17 protein-coding genes and 2 rRNA genes are annotated in these 21,628 nt (G+C 68.3%); 6 read left to right on the top strand and 13 right to left on the bottom strand.

Annotated elements, in window-relative coordinates; all coding sequences use genetic code 11:
• The first annotated feature begins 10 nt into the window (after nucleotides 1-10).
• Nucleotides 11-2,933: ribosomal RNA gene (locus ACMGFH_RS22680) — 23S ribosomal RNA — on the top strand.
• A 143-nt stretch (nucleotides 2,934-3,076) separates the two neighbouring features.
• Nucleotides 3,077-3,198 (top strand): 5S ribosomal RNA (rrf, locus tag ACMGFH_RS22675).
• A gap of 117 nt (nucleotides 3,199-3,315) precedes the next feature.
• Here the strand turns inward: rrf and ACMGFH_RS22670 are convergent.
• The 6 genes from ACMGFH_RS22670 to ACMGFH_RS22645 all read right to left on the bottom strand — a co-directional run bounded on the left by ACMGFH_RS22670 (nucleotide 3,316) and on the right by ACMGFH_RS22645 (nucleotide 13,252).
• Nucleotides 3,316-4,560: a tyrosine-type recombinase/integrase gene (locus tag ACMGFH_RS22670; protein ID WP_415383569.1), complete on the bottom strand. Its 1,245-nt coding sequence runs from the start codon at nucleotides 4,558-4,560 to the stop codon at nucleotides 3,316-3,318.
• A gap of 296 nt (nucleotides 4,561-4,856) precedes the next feature.
• Nucleotides 4,857-6,248, bottom strand: a complete 1,392-nt coding sequence (locus ACMGFH_RS22665) for an MFS transporter (protein ID WP_415383568.1) — start codon at nucleotides 6,246-6,248, stop codon at nucleotides 4,857-4,859.
• 6 nt (nucleotides 6,249-6,254) lie between these two features.
• A complete protein-coding gene (locus ACMGFH_RS22660) occupies nucleotides 6,255-7,403 on the bottom strand; it encodes a site-2 protease family protein (protein ID WP_415383567.1) in 1,149 nt (382 codons plus the stop codon).
• Between the two features lie 115 nt (nucleotides 7,404-7,518).
• The gene (locus ACMGFH_RS22655) at nucleotides 7,519-8,307 is read right to left on the bottom strand and encodes a CbiX/SirB N-terminal domain-containing protein (RefSeq protein ID WP_415383566.1); all 789 of its coding nucleotides are present in this window, start codon (nucleotides 8,305-8,307) and stop codon (nucleotides 7,519-7,521) included.
• Between the two features lie 168 nt (nucleotides 8,308-8,475).
• Nucleotides 8,476-9,204 carry a precorrin-8X methylmutase gene (locus ACMGFH_RS22650; RefSeq protein ID WP_415383565.1) on the bottom strand — a complete coding sequence of 243 codons (729 nt, stop codon included), beginning with the start codon at nucleotides 9,202-9,204 and terminating at the stop codon, nucleotides 8,476-8,478.
• Nucleotides 9,194-13,252, bottom strand: coding sequence for a cobaltochelatase subunit CobN (locus tag ACMGFH_RS22645; RefSeq protein WP_415383564.1), 4,059 nt, complete (start codon nucleotides 13,250-13,252; stop codon nucleotides 9,194-9,196). The genes ACMGFH_RS22650 and ACMGFH_RS22645 overlap by 11 nt, the downstream gene beginning before the upstream one ends.
• Before the next feature lie 34 nt (nucleotides 13,253-13,286).
• Here ACMGFH_RS22645 and ACMGFH_RS22640 point away from each other — a divergent pair, with 34 nt between their 5' ends.
• Genes ACMGFH_RS22640 through ACMGFH_RS22625 form a run of 4 tightly spaced genes read left to right on the top strand, consistent with a single transcriptional unit; the run spans nucleotide 13,287 to nucleotide 16,906 of the window.
• Nucleotides 13,287-15,488 (top strand): VWA domain-containing protein, encoded by a 2,202-nt coding sequence (locus ACMGFH_RS22640; protein ID WP_415383563.1) that lies wholly within the window; start codon nucleotides 13,287-13,289, stop codon nucleotides 15,486-15,488.
• A 58-nt stretch (nucleotides 15,489-15,546) separates the two neighbouring features.
• On the top strand, nucleotides 15,547-15,735 hold the full coding sequence (locus ACMGFH_RS22635; protein WP_415383561.1) for a CbtB domain-containing protein: 189 nt from the start codon (nucleotides 15,547-15,549) through the stop codon (nucleotides 15,733-15,735).
• Between the two features lie 2 nt (nucleotides 15,736-15,737).
• Nucleotides 15,738-16,559, top strand: coding sequence for a CbtA family protein (locus ACMGFH_RS22630; protein WP_415383560.1), 822 nt, complete (start codon nucleotides 15,738-15,740; stop codon nucleotides 16,557-16,559).
• The gene (locus ACMGFH_RS22625) at nucleotides 16,559-16,906 is read left to right on the top strand and encodes a (2Fe-2S) ferredoxin domain-containing protein (protein ID WP_415383559.1); all 348 of its coding nucleotides are present in this window, start codon (nucleotides 16,559-16,561) and stop codon (nucleotides 16,904-16,906) included. Before ACMGFH_RS22630 ends, ACMGFH_RS22625 begins: the two co-directional genes overlap by 1 nt.
• Before the next feature lie 30 nt (nucleotides 16,907-16,936).
• Here ACMGFH_RS22625 and ACMGFH_RS22620 read toward each other — a convergent pair whose 3' ends face one another.
• From ACMGFH_RS22620 to cobJ, 7 genes are all read right to left on the bottom strand, one after another.
• The gene (locus ACMGFH_RS22620; RefSeq protein ID WP_415383558.1) at nucleotides 16,937-17,401 is read right to left on the bottom strand and encodes a type II toxin-antitoxin system VapC family toxin; all 465 of its coding nucleotides are present in this window, start codon (nucleotides 17,399-17,401) and stop codon (nucleotides 16,937-16,939) included.
• Nucleotides 17,398-17,754, bottom strand: coding sequence for a winged helix-turn-helix transcriptional regulator (locus ACMGFH_RS22615; protein WP_415383557.1), 357 nt, complete (start codon nucleotides 17,752-17,754; stop codon nucleotides 17,398-17,400). Before ACMGFH_RS22615 ends, ACMGFH_RS22620 begins: the two co-directional genes overlap by 4 nt.
• Nucleotides 17,755-18,070: 316 nt before the next feature.
• On the bottom strand, nucleotides 18,071-18,442 hold the full coding sequence (locus tag ACMGFH_RS22610) for a DUF3209 family protein (protein ID WP_415383556.1): 372 nt from the start codon (nucleotides 18,440-18,442) through the stop codon (nucleotides 18,071-18,073).
• A 36-nt stretch (nucleotides 18,443-18,478) separates the two neighbouring features.
• Nucleotides 18,479-19,702 carry a CbiX/SirB N-terminal domain-containing protein gene (locus ACMGFH_RS22605; protein ID WP_415383554.1) on the bottom strand — a complete coding sequence of 408 codons (1,224 nt, stop codon included), beginning with the start codon at nucleotides 19,700-19,702 and terminating at the stop codon, nucleotides 18,479-18,481.
• Nucleotides 19,699-20,400, bottom strand: a complete 702-nt coding sequence (locus ACMGFH_RS22600; protein WP_415383552.1) for a cobalamin biosynthesis protein — start codon at nucleotides 20,398-20,400, stop codon at nucleotides 19,699-19,701. Before ACMGFH_RS22600 ends, ACMGFH_RS22605 begins: the two co-directional genes overlap by 4 nt.
• Nucleotides 20,393-20,653 (bottom strand): ferredoxin, encoded by a 261-nt coding sequence (locus ACMGFH_RS22595; RefSeq protein WP_415383551.1) that lies wholly within the window; start codon nucleotides 20,651-20,653, stop codon nucleotides 20,393-20,395. The genes ACMGFH_RS22600 and ACMGFH_RS22595 overlap by 8 nt, the downstream gene beginning before the upstream one ends.
• Nucleotides 20,643-21,626, bottom strand: a complete 984-nt coding sequence (gene cobJ, locus ACMGFH_RS22590) for a precorrin-3B C(17)-methyltransferase (RefSeq protein ID WP_415383549.1) — start codon at nucleotides 21,624-21,626, stop codon at nucleotides 20,643-20,645. The genes ACMGFH_RS22595 and cobJ overlap by 11 nt, the downstream gene beginning before the upstream one ends.
• Nucleotides 21,627-21,628 lie beyond the last annotated feature (2 nt).

Raw genomic sequence — 21,628 nt, 5'->3', positions numbered from 1 at the left:
CGTGTATCCGACGAAGTGGCTACTATGCCACTCGGTGAATGGCTCGGCTCGAGTGCCGACGAAGGACGTGCCAAGCTGCGATAAGCCTGCGGGAGCTGCATGGAAGCGAAGAACGCAGGATGTCCGAATGGGAATCCCCACCGCAATTGCTTCGCGCAATGGGGAACGCCGGGAATTGAAACATCTTAGTACCGGTCGGAAAAGAAATCAACCGAGATATCGTCAGTAACCGCGAGTGAACGCGATACAGCCCAAACTGAAGGCCTCACGGCCAATGTGGTGTATTGGGCCGGCGATCAGCACCAGACCCTTTCTGTGAAGTCTCCTGGAACGGAGCGCGATACAGGGTGAAAGCCCCGTAACGGAAGGCAGTACGGTGTGAGCCGGTTCCGGAGTAGCGGGGGTTGGAAATCCCTCGTGAATACAGCAGGCATCTACTGCTAAGGCTAAATACTCCTCGAGACCGATAGCGAACAAGTAGCGCGAGCGAACGCTGAAAAGTACCCTCAGAAGGGAGGCGAAACAGGGCCTGAAATCGAGTGGCGATGGAGCGACGGGGCATACAAGGCCCGTTCGAAAACGACCTGTGGGCGACCACACAGTAGGACCGAACGGGAGCCGATGTTCCGTCGTACGTTTTGAAAAACGAACCAGGGAGTGTGTTTGTTTGGCGAGTCTAACCGGTTCATCCGGGAAGGCATAGGGAAACCGACATGGCCGCAGCGCTTTGCGCCAGGGCCGCCGTGTTCAAGCGCGGGGAGTCAAACTGACACGACCCGAAACCGGACGATCTACGCGTGGGCAAGACGAAGCGTGCCGAAAGGCACGTGGAGGTCTGTTAGAGTTGGTGTTTTACAACACCCTCTCGTGACCTACGTGTAGGGGTGAAAGGCCCATCGAGTTCGGCAACAGCTGGTTCCGACCGAAAAATGTCGAAGCATTACCCCTGCCGAGGTAGTTCGTGGGGTAGAGAGACTGATTGCGCGGACCGCCCTCGAGAGAGGTCGGCCGTGCTGTCAAACTCCGAACCTACGAACGCTGTCGACGCAGGGAGTTCGGTGCGCGGGGTAAGCCTGTGTACCGTGAGGGAGACAACCCAGAGTCGGGTTAAGGTCCCCAAGTGTGGACTAAGTGCGATCGAAGGTGGTCTCAAGCCCTAGACAGCCGGGAGGTGAGCTTAGAAGCAGCTACCCTCCAAGAAAAGCGTAACAGCTTACCGGCCGAGGTTTGAGGCGCCCAAAATGATCGGGGCTCAAGTCCACCACCGATACCTGACCGCAGATTTCAACTTCTGACCGTGTAGGTCGGCGTTCTGATTGGGTGGAAGCACGGCCGAGAGTTCGTGTGGACCGATTAGAAACGAAAATCCTGGTCATAGTAGTAGCGAAAGTCGGGTGCGAATCCTGACGGCCAAAAGAGCTAGGGTTCCTCAGCACTGTTCGTCAGCTGAGGGTTAGCCGGTCCTAAGTCTCACCGTAATTCGAATGAGACGAAATGGGAAGCAGGTTAATATTCCTGCGCCGCTGTTCATTGAAAGTCGACGCCTTGGGTTCACCTGAGCCGGGCAATCGCCCGGTCGACCTGTCCAACTCCGTGGAAGCCGTAATGGCACGAAGCGGACGAATGGCAGTATAGCGCAAGTCAGGCTACCCTGGGGCCCGTGAAAAGACGAGAACAGTGTCCGTACCGAGAACCGACACAGGTGCTCATGGCGGAGAAAGCCACGGCCTGTCGGGATCAATCGACGTTAGGGAATTCGGCAATCTAGTCCCGTACCTTCGGAAGAAGGGATGCCTGCCTCGGAGAGAGGCAGGTCGCAGTGACTCGGGGGCTCCGACTGTCTAGTAACAACATAGGTGACCGCAAATCCGCAAGGACTCGTACGGTCACTGAATCCTGCCCAGTGCGGGTATCTGAACACCTGGTACAACAGGACGAAGGACCCGTTAACGGCGGGGGTAACTATGACCCTCTTAAGGTAGCGTAGTACCTTGCCGCTTCAGTAGCGGCTTGCATGAATGGATCAACGAGAGCCCCGCTGTCCCAACGTTGAGCCCGGTGAACTGTACGTTCCAGTGCGGAGTCTGGAGACCCCCAAGGGGAAGCGAAGACCCTATAGAGCTTTACTGCAGGCTGTCGCTGGGACGTGGTCGCTACTGTGCAGAGTAGGTAGGAGCCGTTACACAGGTACCCGCGCTAGCGGGCCACCGAGGCACTCATGAAACACTACCCGGTAGTGACTGCGACCCTCACTCCTGGCGGAGGACACCGATAGCCGGGCAGTTTGACTGGGGCGGTACGCGCTTGAAAAGATATCGAGCGCGCCCCAAGTCCATCTCAGCCGTGTCGGAAACGCGGCGAAGAGTGCAAAAGCAAAAGATGGACTGACAGTGATCTTCCCAACGAGGATCGCTGACGTGAAAGCGTGGTTTAGCGAACCAATTCGCCCGCTCGATGCGGGCCATTGCTGACAGAAAAGCTACCTTAGGGATAACAGAGTCGTCACTCGCAAGAGTACATATCGACCGAGTGGCTTGCTACCTCGATGTCGGTTCCCTCCATCCTGCCCGTGCAGAAGCGGGCAAGGGTGAGGTTGTTCGCCTATTAAAGGAGGTCGTGAGCTGGGTTTAGACCGTCGCGAGACAGGTCGGCTGCTATCTATTGGGGGTGTCATTGGTATCTGACGGGAACGTCCGTATAGTACGAGAGGAACTACGGATGGTGGCCACTGGTGTACCGGTCGTCCGAGAGGGCGCTGCCGGGCAGCTACGCCACACGGGGTAACGGCTGAACGCATCTAAGCCGGAAACCCACCTGGAAAAGAGATACCGCCGAGGTCACTCGTAGAAGACGAGTTCGATAGACTCGGGGTGTACGCACCGAGGCAACGAGGTGTTTAGCCCGCGAGTACTAACTGACCGAAGCCACCAATCATAACCGCATTTGGATATACGGACCCGTGATACGGGTCCAGGCGGAACCTGGATTGCACGTACATACGGTCGTCGCATCGGATCACCGATACTGGCGTCCCGGACATCGTCCGGGCGCGCGGTTCGATTCCGCGGATCGGCGTTAGGGCGGCCATAGCGGCGGGGTTACACCCGTACCCATCCCGAACACGGAAGTTAAGCCCGCCTGCGTTTCGGCGAGTACTGGAGTACGAGAGTCTCTGGGAAACCTGATTCGCCGCCTCCATTCATCTCCGGCCACATCCGGCCGGGCCCGTTACCCTCGACCAGTCTCAACGCTGGTCGAGGGTTTTCGTCGTTTATTGCAGAGTACCAACAGCGTCGCGTCGGAACTCGTCTGCGCTTAGAGGCCGTCGACGTCTTCGAGCGCCTCGGTCGCGACATCGCCGAGCTCGCCGGCTTCGATGTGGGAGTAGCGCTCGCGGACCATCTCCTCGGAGTTGTCGAGGTAGCGGGCGGCGACGGTGTAGCCGAACGCGCGGACGAGGACTTCGCCCATCCCGCGGCGGCCGCCGTGGGGGGCGAGGTAGTCGTGTTTCGGGTGGTCGACGTCGATATCGGCTGCGTCGGTGAGCCGTCGGAGGACCGAGCGCGCGCCGTCGGTCGTCATCGACGGTGGGCGGACGTCCTTGTCGAGAGCGAGGAGGAGATCGCGGGCGAAGCCGTCCCGACGTTCGTCGACGGCCTCCGGACGGAGACCGCGGTCGGCCAGCTCGTTCTGGACCAGAGTCGCGAGCGTTCGATGGTCGAACGTCGGGAAGACGGGCCAGCGTTCGGAGGGGGGATCGAGCAGGCGACGGTAGGTGGCGAGCGGTCTGTGGGTGGGGTCAGGGAGACCGGCAGCGTCCCACTGCTGCTTCTTCCGGTAGACGGTCATCCGGCCGTCGTCGAGGTCGACGTCCTCCCAGCGGACGCCGCGCCGCCGCGGATCATCGGGGTCGCGGAGGAGTTCCCCGACGCGGACGGCTGTGTACGCGAGGACGAACACGAGCGCGCGGTCGCGAGCAGCCCTGATCGCGCCGTACCGAGCGCGCTGTCGGTCCGTCCGATCGTATTCGGAGTCGGAGGTTCTGCTTCGATATCCCGCGAATCGTTCGACCGCTTCGCGAGCGCGTTCGTCGACGTGGCGCGTGAGGCTGTGGCGCTGCTCGGCGCTCCAGGCCTGTTGGTCGCCTGGCTTGCGGCCGTCGTCCTCGGGGAGCGGCGCCATCGCGCTCGCCCGCTGGGCGTAGTGGGCCTCCAGATATCCTTCGTTGACGCACCAGCCGCACCACGCGGAGACGTAGGCGTAGTACGTCCGGACGGTGTTCTGTTTCAGCCCGCGGTCGCCGGCGAGGTGGCGCGCGTACTCGCGGAAGACGCGCTCGTCGAGGTCGGTAAACGCCGGATCGCGCTCGGCCTCGGTGGGGGTGATACCGTGCCAACTGTCGCCCCCATAGTTGCCGGCGGCCCACCCGCGGAACCGATCGAGTTCGCGCGCGGCGTTCCGGCGATAGTTCCCGCCCTCGCCGCCGCGGCCTTTCCCTTTGTCCCGCAGGTAGCGATCGAACGTCTCGTCGAGTGAGGTCGAGCGCGCGCGATCAGTCATCGAGCACGCTCCGCAGTTCGGTCGGACTCAGTTTCAGCGGCGCTACCCCGGGGGAAGCCCCTCGCTCAGACGGTGGTCGCATTCGTGCGTCACCGACGGGGTGACCACACTTCAAACTGGTCGTGATTATCAGCGTAATCGAGCCCACCTGGCATGCCGATGGTAAGAACCGATATGCCGTTTCTGAGCCCGTCAACACGCCGTTTCGGGAACATCAGCTATTTATAAATCCTATTTCGATATACGAATTTGGGGCAGAGATACGAGTTAGCGGCGTGGACTTCCAGAAGGTTCGGTTAGTCCATCCGTTCGTCGCTGGCGGCCGCCGTCGATAGCGCTTCCCCGGCCTCGGTTTCGGAGCGGTCGGGCGTCGGGTCGGAAGCCTGTTCGACCGTCCGGGTCCCACCGGACAGCGCCCGGAGTGAGAAGACGAGGACTGCACCGAGAAGCACGAGTGCGCCTGCGACGCCGAAAGCCACAGCGTACCCGAATGAGGCTGCCCAGCCGCCGAGTAGACCACCGATCCCGCCGGCAACGGCGCCGAGCGCGGTGTGGACGCCGAGGACGTCCCCGCGGACGCTCGGCGGCGCGAGGCGCGTGACGATGGCGGTGCCGACCACGGCGATGACCGCCCAGGTCAGTCCGATGGCGGCCAGTCCGACGCCGGCGACGCCGAGTCCGACCGACAGCGCACCGATCCCGGCCACGAGAGCGACGGCGGGGAAGAGGAGGCCGCGAGCAGCGAGCGCGGCCGACTGGAGCAGGCGGACGTCGTACTTCGACGCGAACCGCCCCGCGCCCTCGTAGAGGACGGCGGACGCGAGACTGGACACCAGGTACAGGGCGAAGATCTGGCCGGAGTCGAACCGGACGTCGGTGAAAAAGAGCGGGAGCGGCGCCCAGAAGGCGGCGAAGCCGGTGAAGAAGAACACGACCGCCACCAGGTACGTCGCCAGTGCGGGGTCGAGTCGGCGAAGCGCCTGCCGTGGAGCGAAGTCGCGAGTCGTCCAGTACAGCCGGTTCGGCGAGAACGCGAACGTGGCGCCCCTGACGTTACGCCGGGAGTTCGTCACGAGTCGCGCGATCCGTCGCACCTTCTGCTCGCCCGTGACGTGCGCGTCTGCAGAGGGCCGAGGCAGCGTTCGCGCGGCGCTGAGCGCGCTCGCCCCCGCACAGGCCGCGAGCACCCAGAACAGCACGCGAGTGGCCGCGTCCGCGCCGACGACGCGGACGCCGACGAGCGGCCAGACCGTCCCGAGCACGAGCCCGCCGGCCCAGCCGTACCCCTGATACTTGTTGAGGAGGCCGATCCGCTCGCTCCACGCCGACTCCGGCGCGTCGTCGACGACGACCATCGTCAGCACGGGTGCGACCGACGCGACGACCAGCCACAGGACCGCGTTGGCGGCGATCACTGCACCGACGTCGGTCAGCAGCGGGACCGCCGCGAGCGCGAGGGCGACCGTCGCCAGCGTCGCGAGGACGAGCGAGCGGCGGTGGTCGACCCGGTTAGCGAGCCGGCCGAACGCGACGGCACCGGGCGCGCCGATGAGCGCCGCCGTCGACGCAAGGATTCCGAGCTGGAACGGCGAGGCGCCCAGCTGCACGAGATAGAGCGGCACCAGCAGCGAGGCCCCGCCGAACGCCACCGAGCCGAGGCCCCACGAGTACAGCCAGCGTTCAGCCACGGGGTCTCAGAACGCCTCTTTCGGGGCGACGCCGACGCCGTCGCGGCGGAACTGGAGCACGTGCGTGAAGTCGTCCATCGACACCAGGCCGACCGCCCGGCCGTCCGATTCGATGAGAGCGAGCCCGGAGGGGTGCTGGCTCAACTGGGCGAACGCCTCGAAGGCGTCGGCGTCGAGCGCGAGCGTCGGCACGTCTTCGACCATGATCGACCGCACCGGCGTCGACTCGCGGTCGGCTGCGTCCGAGCGCCGCACCGCGTCGAGTGTGACGACGCCGACGATGGACCCGCCGTCGGTCACGGGGTAGACGGTTCGGCGGTCGCGGACCATCCGGTCGGTGAACTCGGCGACCGACGCGTCGGCGTCGATGGGCTCCGCGTCGAGCGTGGCGACGTCTTCGAGCGTGACCCCGTCGAGCAGCGCCTGCAGGGCGACGGCCCGCGACTCCGAGGAGGCGGCGCCGTAGAGGAACAGCGAGAGGAGGATCAGCAGCGGTGCGAAGTTGAGGACGCCGACGATGGCGAACAGGATGGCGAAGGCGGTGCCGAAGCGGGCGGCCGACCGGGTCGCGACCTCGTAGGGCTGTGTCCGCGCCAGCAGCGCGCGGAGGACGCGACCGCCGTCCATCGGGAACGCCGGGAGCATGTTGAACACCGTCAGGACGACGTTCGTCACGACGAGCCAGCCGAACACGAACGTCGTGATCGGGGTCGACGCCGGCAGCGCGAGCACGACCAGGTAGCAGGCGGCGGCGACGAGCACGCTCGTGATCGGACCGGCGATAGCGATCCAGAACTCGCGGTTCCACTCGCGGGGCATCGACTCCAGCGCGGCGAGACCGCCGAGCAGCCACAGCGTGATGGACTCGGTGCCGATACCGTACCGGCGGGCCGCCCAAGCGTGGCCGAGTTCGTGGATCCCGACGCTGACGAACAGCCCGACGGCCGCCGTCGCGCCGATCACCCACGGCGTCGAGCCCTCCCGGAGGGCGGCTGCGTCGACGGCGTGGGGCGCGAAGCCGTCGACGATGCCCGCGTAGGTGTCGATCTGCGTGCCGCTCCCGATGACCCAGGCCAGGATGGGGAGGAAGACCAGCAGAGAGACGCTGATCTTGATCGGAATACCCCAGATGCGCGCGATGGTGTAGTTTCTCACTGGCCTATTTCGGGTCTCGTGGACGGTAATACCCATTGGTCGCGGCACCTCTGGGGCGGTCGCTCGGCCGTTGTCTCGGCTCGTCGTGTCAGTTCACCGCGTCGGCTCGACTGGGTCAGCGACGCCGGCCGTCCCCGTCGGTTGCGAGCGGGCGTCGGGATTCGGCGAATCCCGCCTCGACAGACGGGGACTGCTCGACGTCGCGGGCCGCGAGCGCGCGCCGTCGCTCGACCTCTGCCTGGACGGCGTCGGTGACTCGGGGATGGGTTCCGAAGGGGTCGGCGTAGGCCATCCCGCCGCGCTCGAGTTCGAGCGCCGCAGGCACCCGTTCCTCGGTCGCCTCGGAGCGGGTCACGAAGAGCGGAACCGCGACGGCCGAGTCGTTGGTCACGTTGTACCTGACACACTCCACTGCCGGATTCTGGAGGAGATAGCAGGTCACGATCTCGCCGTAGTCGGTCCGCTCGCGGAGGCGAGTCGCGTGGTAGTCGGCGGTCCGACGGTGGTACGGCTTCGAACTGCTGCCGAAGCCGACGAGGACGAGCGACGCGTCCGCGGCCGCCGGCGCCAGTTCCGCGCCGCGTTCCGCGATGACCTCGGTGACTGCCGGGCTCGACCCGATCGGCTCGCAGTACCGCACGTCGCCCGAGAGGTACGACAGCGCGCGGGGGACGCGGTCGAGCGTCTCGTGGGTGTGCGCCGCGCACATCGGGACCGCGTACACCGTGTCGGCGTCGATACCCTCGAACTGCGCGCGCAGTTCGCGGACCGGTTCGCGCTCGTAGGTCGCCACCTCGACCGCGTCGACGACGCCCCGCCGCCGGAGCCTGTCGGCGTGGGCGCTCATGACCTCCCCCCCGTTTCGCGCCGCGCGGCCGACGAGCAGGATCGATTCCGTCGTCATGTCTCGCCCTGTATAACAATCATACTTGAACTACACCAATCTCGGTTGTGTTATCGGGTGAGTCGGGCTCCCAGATAAGTGTTGGCCACCGGCGTCCGCGGTCGGAACTCACCGTCGGTCGGCGAATGGTATCTGGTCGCGAGAAGCGTCTATTCGGGCGTTCTCCCGCTATGGGAGTTCGATCGACCCGTTCCGCGCGTCGCTGGCCACGTGGACGAGTTCGTTCGTCAGTCCGGCCGCCAGACCGCTCCCGCCGCGTCGGCCGACGTTCGTGATCGCCGGAACGCCGTGGGAGGCGGCGACCTCTCGGAGCCGCTGCCGGCTCTCGGCGGCCTTCACGAATCCGACCGGCGTGGCGACGACGACGGCCGGCCGCGTTCCGTCCTCGATGCAGTCCGCGAGGGCGAGCGCCGCGGTCGGTGCGTTCCCGACCACCGCGATGGCGTCGTCGTAGACGCCCCCCCGGTCGAGTTCGAGCACCGACGCGGCGGTCCGGGTCATCCCGGTCCGCTCGGCCAGTTCCGCGCCGTTCCCGATGGCTTTGCGGACGGGGCAGTCGTGGCCGCGACCGGTGATCCCGGCTTTCACCATCGTGATGTCGGTGACGATCGGTCGCTCCGCGCGGACGGCGTGCGCGCCGGCGACGACGGGTTCGTCCGCGGTCTCGCCGGTGAACCGGACGAGATGCTGGAATTCGGGGTCGCCGGTCGCGTGGACGCTCTTCTGGCGGATCCGGTCGGCGAGCGTCTCGTCGGGGACGAGTTCGCGCACGCGGTCCATCGAGGTCTCGGCGATCGCCATGGCGTCCGCGGTGGTCGCACCGAGGTCGGCGTACTCGTCGGTGTCGTCGGCTCCGCAGGACTCGCCGGTCGCCGCTTCGCCCCCCTCAGTCGTCATCGCTGAGTACCCCTGGTGGGCCCGCAGAACCCGCGCGTCCCTCGATATCGCCGTCCGCCCGGAGGTTGAGGTCGCGGAGCCGGTCGGCGGTCGCCTGGTCGGCGTCCCACAGCCCGCGGTCGATCGCTTCGAGGAGAGTGTCGGTGATCGACTCCAGCGCCCACGGGTTCACGTCGCGCAGCCACGCCTGGCGCTCGTCGTCGAAGGCGTAGCGCTCGGCGACCGAATCCCAGAGCGCGTCACTGACGACGCCGGTCGTCGCGTCCCAGCCCAGCACCACGTCGACCGTCGACGAGAGGTCGCCGGCGCCCTTGTAGTCGTGGTCCTCCATCGAGTCGAGCCAATCGGGGTTGAGAACCCGCGCCCGCATCGCCTTCCGGACCTTCTCCTCGTTGGTGTACACGTCGACGTTGTCGGGATCGCTGGAGTCGCCGACGTAGGACGCTGGCTCCTCGCCCGCGGCCTCTGTCACGGCAGTGATGAACCCGCCGTGGAACGCGTACCAGTCCGAAGAATCGAACTCGTCCTGTTCGGCGGTGTCCTCGATCTTGACCGTCGCCTCGACGCTGCCGAGGCGGCGCTCGAAGGCGTCGTGGGCTTCGGTCGTCTTCCCGCGGGAGCCGAGCGCGTAACCGCCCCACTGGACGTACACGTCGGCGAGATCCGATCTGTCTTCCCAGTTGCCTTCGTCGACGGCCTTGTTCGTCCCGGCGCCGTAGCCGCCGGGCCGCGTCGTGAACACGCGGTGTTTCACCGCGGATTCGGCGTCGCTCTGGTCCATCCCGTCGGCTGCCAGCTCCGCCGCGTCTTCTTCGACGTGCTTTTTCACGTAGTTCCGCTCGTGCGGTTCGTCGAGCGCGACGACCGCGTCGACGGCGTCGTGGACCACACTGGCGGCCTGCGGGAAGGCGTCGCGGAACAGGCCGGAGACGCGCGTCGTCACGTCGATCCGCGGGCGGCCGAGGTCGTCGAGCGGGATGGGGTCCACGTCGTCGATCCGCCCGGCGTCGGTCCAGACAGGCTCGACGCCCATCAGCGCGAGCACCTGTGCGATGGTCTCGCCGCGAGTCCGGACCGTCGGTGTGCCCCACGCGACGACGCCGATCTCCTCCGGATACTCGCCCTCCTCGTCGTGGTGTCGTTCGGCCACGCCGTGAGCGACCTCGCTGCCGACCTCCCAGGCGGACTTGGCGGGCACCTTCCGGGGGTCGAGCGTGTAGAAGTTCCGCGCCGTCGGGAGCAGGTCGACGCCGCCGCGGGTGGGAGCACCGCTCCCGCCCGGCGGGACGTACTCGCCGGACAGTGCTTCGGCGGTCCGCGGAATCTCCTCGGCGGCACCCCGAACGCGCGGCGCGGCCTCCTCGCAGATGAACTCGAGCACTTCGCGCAGCTCGTCGTGCGCACCGGGTCGGGCACGAGCGTCGCCGAGGGGATCGATGTCGACGACGAGCAGGTTCATCGTCGTCTCGTCGTCCGGACCGGCCTCAACCTCGCTCGCCGGCAGATCGAAGCCGTGGTCGGCCAGCGTCTCGACGAGGTCGAGGCTCCGCTCGTACACCGCGTCGGCGGCCTGCGCGTAGGTCGTGCCGAGGGCCTCGTCGTACTCGCCGGGTCGGGTCCGCATCGCGTCGTAGTCGACGCCGAGCACGCCCGCGACGCTCTCGCGGAGGCTCGGCGCGCCGGGGTTCTCCAGGCGAGTGAGTGCGACGAGGTATTTAGTGAGTCGCTCGCCCGCCGGCGGTTCGCCCATCGTGTGCAGTCCCTTGCGGATCTGCGTCGTCTTCACGTCCGTGAGGTACTCGTGGACGCGCTCGACGAGTTCGTCGATGTCCACGTCGTCGCCGGACACTTCGCCGTCTGCGAGCGTGGTTCCGGCTTCGTCGGGTCCACGTACGTCCGCTCGGTCTCGCAGGTCACTTCGCTCCCCGCTCGACCGTTCCGGGGCGCTACGCGCCCCGCGCTCGTCGATTTCTCCGGCGATACCCAGCTCGACGGCCAGGTCGAGTTCGTCGACGGCCTCGCGGATCAGGTCGTCGAGGTGGTCGCCGTCGTCGCTGCGGGCGTCCTCCATGCCAGCCTCACGGTAGCGGTCGGCGAGCTCCTCTAGATCGGCGAGTTCGTCGTAGGTGCCGGCGGTGTCCATCACGGGCGTCAGGTAGTCGACGACGGCGGCGTACGAGCGGCGTTTCGCCTGGGTTCCCTCGCCGGGGTTGTTGACGATGTAGGGGTAGACGTTCGGGATATCGTCGATCAGCTGGTCCGGCGCGCTCTCGCCGTCGAGACCGACGGTCTTGCCGGGCAGCCACTCCAGGCTGCCGTGCGTGCCGAGGTGGACGACGGCGTCGGCCTCGTAGGTGTTGCGAAGCCAGCGGTAGAAGGCGACGTAGTCGTGGGGCGGCTGGAGGTCCGAGTCGTGATACACCTTCGAGGGGTCCATCCCGAACCCGCGCGGCGGCTGGACGGTGACGAGGACGTTCCCGAACTCGACGCCCGGGATCGCGAACGGTCGGTCAGGCGGGTCGCCCCACTCCGCGACGACGTTCTTGCGGAAGTCGGCGTCGAGCGCGTCGAACCACTCGCGATACCGTTCGGGTGCGACGGTGTCGACGCTCCGCTCGCGAACACCGACGGACGAGTCCGTCGAGCCCGCGCTCGCGTCACTCGCGCGGACGTCTTCGGGCGCGACCCAACGGTCGTCGAGGGTGAGCTGGGCGGTGAGTCGTTCGACGAGTGACTGGCCGCTCTCGGGGAGCGGACTCGTCGACGCGCCGTCGGTAGCGCCCAGATCGTAGCCGCGGGCATCGAGTTCGTCGAGCAAGTTGACCGTGCTCTTCGGCGAGTCGAGGCCGAACGCAGTGCCGATGCCGTCGTCGCTCGGCGGGTAGTTGTGGAGGACGACCGCGACGCGCTTCTCCTCGTTCGGAGTGTGGCGTAGCTCGGCCCAGTTGACCGCGAGCCGGGCGGCGTGGTCGACGCGATCGTCGATCGGGAAGTGCCGTTTCGGCGCGGTGCCGATGTCCGCTTCGTCCTCCGTGCGTTCCTTGCCGCTGATCGGGTGGGTGATCACGTTGCCGTCGAACTCCGGGAGCGCGACCGAGAGCGCGAGTTCGAAGCCCATCACGCCCGTCTCCGACCCGTCGTAGCGCGACCGCGAGCGCATCGTCGTGACGGTCTGCAGGACGGGGACGCCCAGTCTGTCCAGGAACACGTCCTGTGCGCCGTCGCCTTCGTCGTCGCCGGACTGCGTCCGGCTGCCTGAGGGATTCCATCCCTCTCCGCTCGCCGACCGGCCGCGCTCGTCCATCGACAGCGAGAACATGAACGACGAACAGACGGCGTCGACGACGGGGTCGCCGTCCTCCAGCAGCCACTCCTCGGTCACCTGCTCGGCGTCCCACTGCCCCTCGGTATCGGTTGCAGGTTCGCAGAAGACGGGGAGCGCGTCGGCGCCCTGCGCTTCGATGGCGCGGACCTGCGCGTCGACGTAGCGGGTGTTCTCGTGTGTCCAGTGGGACTCGTAGAACCAGACCGCGACAGTCGGCCTGTCGGGGTCGTGCGTCGCGCGGAGGTCCTCGTAGGACGCGCCCGGGTGGTCCGGGTGGTAGACGCCCTCGGTGGGCAGGGCGACGGGGTCGTCGTACTCTCGGCGTTCGCCGCCGTACTCGTCGACGAGGAAGCGGACGCAGTTCGCGAGGTTGCTGGCGCCGCCGCGGTCGAGGTACTCGCAAACGCGCTCGCGGTCCGCCGCGGGGACGGACGTGTCCTCGACCGCGTAGGCGTCGCCGGTCGACGCGACGGCGAGCGGCACGCCGGCGTCGGCGAGGCGGTCGACCGCGTGGTCGTACCCCGGCATGCTCTCCTCGGCGCCGTGGAGCCAGAAGACCACCGCCGTCGCGTCCTCGATTTCGTCGACGAAGGCGTCGACGTCGGTGCCGTCGTCGAAGTCGCTCTCCGAACGGACGACCAGGTCCGCCTCGCACTCGTCCGCCGCCCGCTGGAGCGCTCCCAGTTCGTTCTCCGTCGCGGTGTAGAGACCGATCGTTGGCATAACGTTGTTAAACCCTCATTGCCCTAATACAAGTATGATTGATTTCGGCGCAAGTATAAATGCTTCGCAGGGGCGGAGGGACGGGCTCGCGTTCTCGGCGATCGTCGGGCAGGACGAGCTCAAGCGAGCGTTGCTCGCGGTGGGGGCCAACGAGCGACTGGACGGGCTGTTGATCCGCGGCGAGAAGGGGACGGCGAAATCGACCGCGGTCCGGGGGCTGGCTGATCTGCTGCCGGAGCAGACGGTCGTCGCGGACTGTCCGTACGGCTGTCCGCCGGACGACCCCGACGGCCAGTGCGTCGACTGCCGCGAGCGGGCGGACCCGCCGACGGCCCAGCGAGCGGTCCCACTCGTGACGCTCCCGCTCGGCGCGACGCGCGACCGGGTCGTCGGGACGCTCTCGACCGCCGGGGCGCTGGCCGGCGAGCACGAGTTCGAGCCGGGACTGCTCGCTCGCGCCAACCGGGGGATCCTCTACGTCGACGAGGTGAACCTGCTCGACGACCACCTGGTCGACGTGCTCCTCGACGCGGCGGCGAGCGGCGTCAACCGCGTCGAACGCGACGGTGTGAGCGTCACGCACCCCGCCGAGTTCACGCTCGTCGGGACGATGAACCCCGAGGAGGGCGACCTCCGGCCGCAACTTCGCGACCGGTTCGCGCTGGGCGCGACGGTCACCGCCTGTGAGGACGTGGATCGCCGAGTCGCGATCATCGACCGGGCGCTCGGGCGGACAGCCGCCGACAGTTCCGAGTCGGCGGACAGCGAGACAGACGCGAACGGCCCCGACACAGCTAGTTCCCACGAAGGAAAAACAGGAGACCGTCAGTATCGTCGCCGGCTTCGGGAGGCTCGCGATCGGCTCGACGGCGTCGACCTCCCCGACGAGTTCGCCGCGGAGATCGCCGAGCTGTGCCGGGACGCGGGGCTCGACGGCCACCGCGGCGACATCGCCACCGCCCGCGCCGCGCGGACGTTCGCGGCGCTCGACGGCCGGTCGAAGGTGATCGAGCCCGACGTGCGGCGGGCGGCGACGCTCGCGATCCCCCACCGTCTCCAGTCGCGACCGTTCGAGGACGCCCCCGACCCCGACGAACTCCTCGACGAGCGGTTCGGCGACGGTGACGACGAGGAAGGCGGACGGGGTCCGGACGATCAGCAGACGGACGACCAGCAGGCCGAGGAGGGGAGTCAACCGGCCGACGGCGACGACGCGAACGGCTCGGCTGAGCCGGGTGACTCAGCCGACGAGGACAGCCGAGAGCGCGAGCCGGATCGCGACTCGTCCGGGCCGAACGCGGAGAGCGGCGCGGCGGTTGAGACGGAGAGCCGCGATGCAGCGGGCGACGAAGGAGACACCGACGGGCACGATGCCGACGGGTGCGACGCCGACGGGTGCGACGCCGACAACGGCGACGAGCGGGAAGCGACGCCGGTCGTTCCGGGACAGTCCCGTGCAGCGGTCGGGAACGCGAGTGCGCCCGATATCGAGGTCTCGGAGGCCGTCGATGCAGGCGCGGCCGACGGCGGGAAGCGAGCGCAGGCCCGGCCCACAGCCGACGGCGACGGGCCGCGCGTCCGGGAGCGGCGTGCAGACGACGCGGATGACGTGGACGCCGCGGCGTCGGTCCGGGCGGCCGCCGCCCGCGGTGCGTCCTCGGTCGATTCGCGGGATCTGCGTCGGTCTGTCCGGCGGAGCGACGCCGGTGCGCTGGTCGTGTTCGTCGTCGACGCGAGCGCGTCGATGCGCTCGGCCATGCGGGCGGCGAAGGGCACCGTCATGGAACTCCTGCGGGGCGCCTACCAGCAGCGCGACGCGGTCGCGTTCGTCGCGTTCGCCGGCGACGACGCCGAGGTCCTGCTTCCGCCGACCGACAGCGTCGCACACGCGGCACGTCACCTCAAGGACCTGCCGACGGGCGACCGGACGCCGCTCTCCGCCGCGCTCGACGCCGCGGGCGACGTGCTCGACCGCGCCGACCCCGCGGCCGGCGTCGTCGTCCTGGTCACCGACGGCCGGGCGAACGTCGCCAGCGAGAGCCCGGTCGCGGAGACCCGCGAGGCCGCGAAGCGACTCGATCGCCGCGACCCGCACGTAGTCGTCGTCGACGCCGACGCTGACGCTCCCGGCCTCTGTGACCTGATCGCCGACGAGACCGACGGCGCCCGTGTCCCGCTCTCGGCGCTGTCCGCGGACCGGATCGACGCGGCCGCCGGCGCCGTCCGCGAAAGCTAGCTTTCGTTCGTCCGGTAGATTTACAATCTAATTTGTTGTAGTCCAACCGTAGTTTCATATGTCGACCGCCAACGACACCGTTCACGGCCGCATCGAACAGGCACGGGTGGAACTGACCCCGACGCAACTGATCGCGGGGCTCGGACTCGCCGTCGCGCTCGGGTTCGCGCTGCTGTTCGTACAGGAACCGACGATGCACGACGCGATGCACAACTTCCGGCACGCCGCGGGCGTCACCTGCCACTGACCATGCTCGCACGACACGTGACGCGGGGGGTGAAAACGGGGCTGGTCGCCGGGCTCGCCTTCGGGCTGCTGGTCGCGCTCGTCGCCAATCCGCTCGTCGCGTTCGCCGACGAACTCGGCCACGAGGGAGGCCACGCGACCGGCGGACAGCACGCCGACCACGCCGAGGGCGCTCACGCCGGCGGAGGCGACACCGGTGCAGACGGTGCCGACCACGAATCGCCCCACGACGGCGCCGTTTCGGCGGCGGTCACTAGCGCCGTGAGCGCCGTCTCGGGCGTCCTCTGGGGCGTGCTCCTCGGCGGCGTCGTCTTCGGCGTCGCCTTCGCCCTCCTCGAACCGGCGATCCCCGGGACCGGCGCCGCGAAGAGCTACGTCCTGGCCGCGGCCGGCTTCGTCACCGTCTCCGGCGCGCCCTGGCTCGTCCTCCCGCCGCAGCCGCCGGGCGCCGAGCAGGCGCTCCCGACGGCGACGCGACTCCCGCTCTACGCCGGGATGATGGTCGCCGGCGCGCTCGCCTGTCTCCTCGCGGGCGCGCTCTACCGGGAGCTGCGCGAGCGACGCGGACGCGTCGCCGCGGCGGCCGCCGCGTCGCTGTCGCTCGGGCTCCTCGCGGCCCCGGCCGCACTCGCGCCGGCGAACGGAGTGACGCACTCGCTGCCGGCCGCCCTCTCGTCCGGGCTGGTGGGACTGGTCGTCTTCGGCCAGGCGTTCCTCTGGCTGGTCCTCGCAGCCGCCCACGCGCGGCTCCGCCGCCCCTCGACGGACGAGCGGGTCAGTGAGGTCGCGACGGAGCCTTCCCGAACGAGGGCCGCGGCGGACTGATGCGCGATCGCACCGAAGAAGTCCGCGAGCGCGGCTTCTCCGACCACGTGCTCGTCTGTACGAACGACCGCGACTCGGAGTACGCCGCCTGCGCCGAGGCCCACGGGGCAGAGGTGTACGAGGCAGTGACCAACTGGCTCCGCGAGCGTGACGTGTTCTGGTCGCGCATCCACGTCGCCGAGACGAGCTGCCTGGGGCTCTGCAGCGCCGACGGGACCGCCATCGCGATCCACCCGCGCGGCCGCTGGTTTTCGGACGTGGTCCCCGGCGACGTCCCCGCGCTGCTCGAACGCGAGTTCGGTCCCGAGGCCACGCGTCTCGGAATCGGTGGCGACTCTATCAGGTGAACGAGTCGAGAGTTCCGAGCGGACGGGACACTACTCGCTGAATCGTGCGACATCGCCCGTCTCAGCCGGGACGGTCGTGAATCCGAGCGTCTGAAAGTCACTATCGAACGTGAAGACGAACTCGATATCGCGGCGTTCGGCGAGCACGCCGGTGAGGTGGTCGACGAGCGTTATCTCCTGATCGTCGTAGCGTTCCAGTGCCTGACAGGCTTCCTCGAAGGCCGCCTCACTCGGGTGAACGACGGTGAATAGCGCCGAATCGCGGACGCGTTGCACGGCCCGTGCCGCCGCGACGGGTCCACCGTACTGGAGGGTCAGCGTGGCGAATTCCGCGAGAACATGCGTGTTCACGTACAGCGGCCGGTAGACGAGATTGCCAGCGGCGATACTGCGAAACACCGTGACGGCTTCGTCGTGGTGCTGGTCGTCGTCGTCGAACCGGGCGTACAGCGCGCCGGTATCGACGAAGAGCGGTGTCGTGCCGGGGCCGCTCATCTACCGTTTTCGTCGTTGACTGCGGCGGCGAGCTCGTCGTCGACCGATTCGGAGACCCCGCTGCGGCCGCTGGAGAACGTCTCCGCGTTCATGAACGGGTCGTCGCTGGACGTCGGTGCCGGCTCGTCGGCGCTGTCGGGGAGCCACCAGACCGCACTCCGGTCACCGACGTCCTTCCGTCGAACGGCGCCTTCGTCGGCGAGTCGAGCGAGTCGCCGGAGCGCCGTCCGTCGAGAGACGTCGACCCCGTCGGCCACTTCCGACGTCGTGAGGACGTGTTCCCCGCTCTCCCGGAAGTACCGGAGGATGTCTTCGTCCGTCACCGACTGCGGACGTCCGCCAGAGTCGCTCATGCAGGTACGTCGACGGGCGAACGGCAAAGGTCTTGTCCGTGAAGGGACGTAACACCGCGGACTGAGTTTTCGTTTTTATAGTTGAGGCCTAAGAAGGACATTTGGGTCGACTCACCTGGGACGGTAGCTGTAGGGGCGGGCGGGCACCGCACTCGACGTCCTCGTGCAGTAGACGGCGAGTTCTTCCACGGGTGCGACCGTCGAATCGTCCGGTGGGACCGCTGTGATGACGCCGTCACCCGTCACGTACACGTAGTATTGTGACGTATACAGTCGCTCTTCGTCGACGGTCGTCTGGGTCCCGTTTTCCGTCGTCTCACTCCTCGACCGGGAACGCCTCGTGGAGCACGTCGTGGGCCTCGCCGAGGCCGTCGCGGACGCTCTCACCCTGTGCCGTCAGCCGGCGGACGGCCCGCTCGGCGTCGCGGACGGCGACGAGTCGGCCGCGCAGGTAGTCGTACTCGGGGTCGTCGGTGTCGGTCGCGGCGACCGTCTCTTCCAGATCGACGAGCGCGGCGTCGAGGTGGCGTTCGACCGCCGAGAGGGTCTGTGCCTCCGCGAGCGCGCCGACGGGGCCGTCGCGGTGGCCCTCCAGTTCCTGCTCCGCGTGTTCGCGGGCGTGGTCGTCGTCCGTGCCGAGGACGTTCATCAGTCCGAGTCGCAGCGCTTCGAGTTCGTAGCAGCTCATGAGTCTGTTGGGTGTTGTGGCGTCGATATTCGCCGTTCAGAGCGTCTGATCGACGAGGTCGGAGACGATACGGTCGCGGTCGAGGTGCGACGAGACGATGCGGTCGGCGTCGGCGGCGTCGACGTCGCTGTACCAGACGCCGTCGGGGGAGACGGCCACCATCGGGCCGTCGCCGCAGCGGCCGAGACAGGACGAGCGAGTGATCCGGGCGTCGCAGGCCTCGGAATCGCGGGCGGCCTGGCGCAGCCGTTCGAGGACGGCTGGCGCCCCGTCCGCGGCGCAGGTCTGGTTCGTGCAGACGGCGACGTGGTGGTCGGGGGCGTCGTGGACGTGCGGGTCGTCGTCGACGGCCTCCCGGTCGGCGTGTGCCTCCCGGTGAGTGAGCGCCCGGAGCATCGCCCGCGCGCCGCCGGCGTCCTCCTCGTAGCCGTCGAGTTCGACCTTGTACTTGCACGTGTCGCAGGACATGTCGACGCTGTCCGTTCGGGCCTCCTGCCAGCGGTCGCCGAGGACGTCCAGCAGCCGCGGGTCCGTCCCGAGCGGGTCGCCCGCCGCCGCGTCGACGTAGGGGTACTCCGCGTCGAATTCAGCTGTTCGGTCCCGGATCCGCCCCGCCAGCACGCCGTCGCCGAGCATGTACGGGAGCACGACGACCGCGTCGGGCCGCCCCTTGGCGACGGTGTGAAGCGTGTCGTCGAGGACGGGTTCGGTGACGCCGATGAACGTCGCCTCGACGCGGTCGAACGCGCGGCCCTCGTAGAGCAGGCGGGCGAGTTTGTGCGCGTCGCCGTTGGCGTCGGGGTCGCTGGACCCGCGGGCACAGAGGACGATCGCCACGTCGTCGGCCGCGCGGTCGACGCCCAGCGAGCGCTCGACGGCCGCCGCCCGGTCGTCGAGCAGGTCGACGAGCGCCGGGTGGATCCCCAGGTGAGCGCCGTTGTGAACGGTGATCTCGTCGTGGTCGGCGCGGGCCCGCTGGACCGCCAGCGGCACGTCGTTTTTGACGTGGCTCGCGGCGAACAGCGACAGCTGGACGACCGTGATCCGGGAGACGGTGGCCGCGAGGCCGGCGATCGCCTCCGAGATGGCCGGTTCGGCGAGTTCGAGGAAGCCGGCGTCGGCGGGGACGCCCAGCCGCGCTTCGAGGTCGGCGGCGAGCGTCCGGACCTGCTCGTTCGACTTCTCGCGGCGGGAGCCGTGGCCGACGAGCAGGACCGCCTCGTCGTCGAGGTTGCCCGGCGCGGCCTGGGTGGCGGTCACGAGAGGTCACCCACCTCCGCGCCGGTCGCGCGTTCGACGCTCCGGCGGAGTTTCCGCCGCCGGTCGGCGGCGTACAGCCCCGAGTCGCCGCTGCCGGCGTAGACCCAGTCGGCGAATCCGGCCGTATCCGCCCCGTCGGCCAGTCCGAACCAGTAGCCGCCCGAGGACGTCTCCGCGAGGTCGTCGGTGGGGGCGTGGGGTTCGGCCGCTCCGAGGAGCGTCCGGACCGTCTCCAGCAGGCGCTCGTCGTCGTGGACGAACGAGACGCCGACCGAGCCCGCGGACTCGCGGAAACAGACGGTGCCGCAGGCTTCGAGGAGGCCGCGGACGAGCGGCGCCCGGTAGTCGTCGAAGGCGTCGAAGCGGTAGCCGCCGGGTCGACCGTCCAGCGGGAGCCCGAGCGCCGCGCTGGCTCGCTCGGCCGGCGCGCCCATCACCTGAAGTTCGTACTCGTCTTCGAATCGGACGATGGAAGCGTCGTGGGCCGACTCGCGGGCCGCGACGCGGCGGTCCGGCCGGTTCGCGCCGGCGACGGTCGCCAGCGCGTCGGCCGCCTGCTCGTCGCCCGCGCGGACGGTCACGCAGTCCGCGACGAGTTCACCGTCACCGGCGACTCGCCCCCAGAAGTACGCCGTCGCCGGCGTCGCCGCGAGCAGGTCGACGGCGGGGTCGGGCGTCGGGCCCTCCGCCTCACTCATCGCCGACCACCGTCACGTCGATGGCGTCAACCGGGCAGGCGCTCGCTGCCTGCCGTGCGTCGTCGAGTCGGTCGTCGTCGAACGCCGCGACGGTCTCGTCACCGTCGTCGCGAGTCCCCACCGGTTCGGCCGACCCGCCCTGGATCCCGGCCAGTCCGTCGGTCGCTTCGACGAATCGGTCGTCGCGGACGAGGCAGGCGAAGACGCCGTCGCAGGCCTCGCGGTCGAGGCGCACGCGGTACTCAGTAGTCATACTTGGACTCGTAGCCTCGCGGCGTGACCATGCGGTCGTCCCAGACGTACGTCTCCGCGTTGCCGACGATGATCGTCGTCGTCATGTCGATAAGGTCGGTCTCACCTAGCTCAGCCAGGTCGCCGAGTTCGACGATCTCGACCCGCTCGTCCTCGCGACCGGCGCCGTGGACGATCCCGACCGGCGTGTCGGCGGCGCGGTGTTCGCCGAGGATCTCGCAGCACTTCTCGAAGTTCTCGCGACGCTTGCGGCTCCAGGGGTTGTAGATCGAGATCGTGAACCCCTCCTTGGCGGCGGCGTGGAGGCGCGACTCGATGGTCGGCATGTCCGTGAGGTGGTCCGACAGCGAGATGCTGACGGTGTCGTTCACGAGCGGCGCGCCGAGTCTGGCGCCGCAGGACTGGGCCGCCGGGACGCCCGGCACCACGTCGAAGTCGACCATCGACGCCGTCGCACCCTTCGATTCGAGGATTTCGAGCGCGAGTCCGGCCAGCGCGTAGACGTTCGGGTCGCCGCTGCCGATGATCGCCACGTCGTTGCCGGCGAGCGCGCGGTCGATCGCTTCCTCGGTGCGCGAGACCTCGCCGCACATCGGCGTGTCGTACAGTTCGTCGGCCGCCTCGCGGACCTCCTCGGGCAGCAACTCGACGTAGGTCGTGTAGCCGACGACGTGCTCGGCGTCCAGCAGCGCCTCGCGGGCGCGCTGAGTCATGCCCTCGGGCTGGCCGGGGCCGAGACCCACTGCGACCAGCCGTCCGGGGTCGGCGTCGAAGTCGTCCACCGTCGATCCGACTTTCTCGTCGGTCGAATCGGACGAGCCGCCGCAACTCGATCCCGAAGCGGACGACGACGTGTCAGATTCCGACGACGCACCGCAAGATGACGACGTGTCCGTTCCGTCGCTCGATGCGCCGCAGGTCGGTTCCGCGTCTGTGCTCGCGTCCGTGGTGTCGGTGGTATCGTCGGTGCTCATGG

Source organism: Halosimplex rarum (assembly GCF_047715405.1).
Lineage (GTDB): Archaea > Halobacteriota > Halobacteria > Halobacteriales > Haloarculaceae > Halosimplex > Halosimplex rarum.
This window is presented reverse-complemented; position numbering and strand designations above follow the sequence as displayed.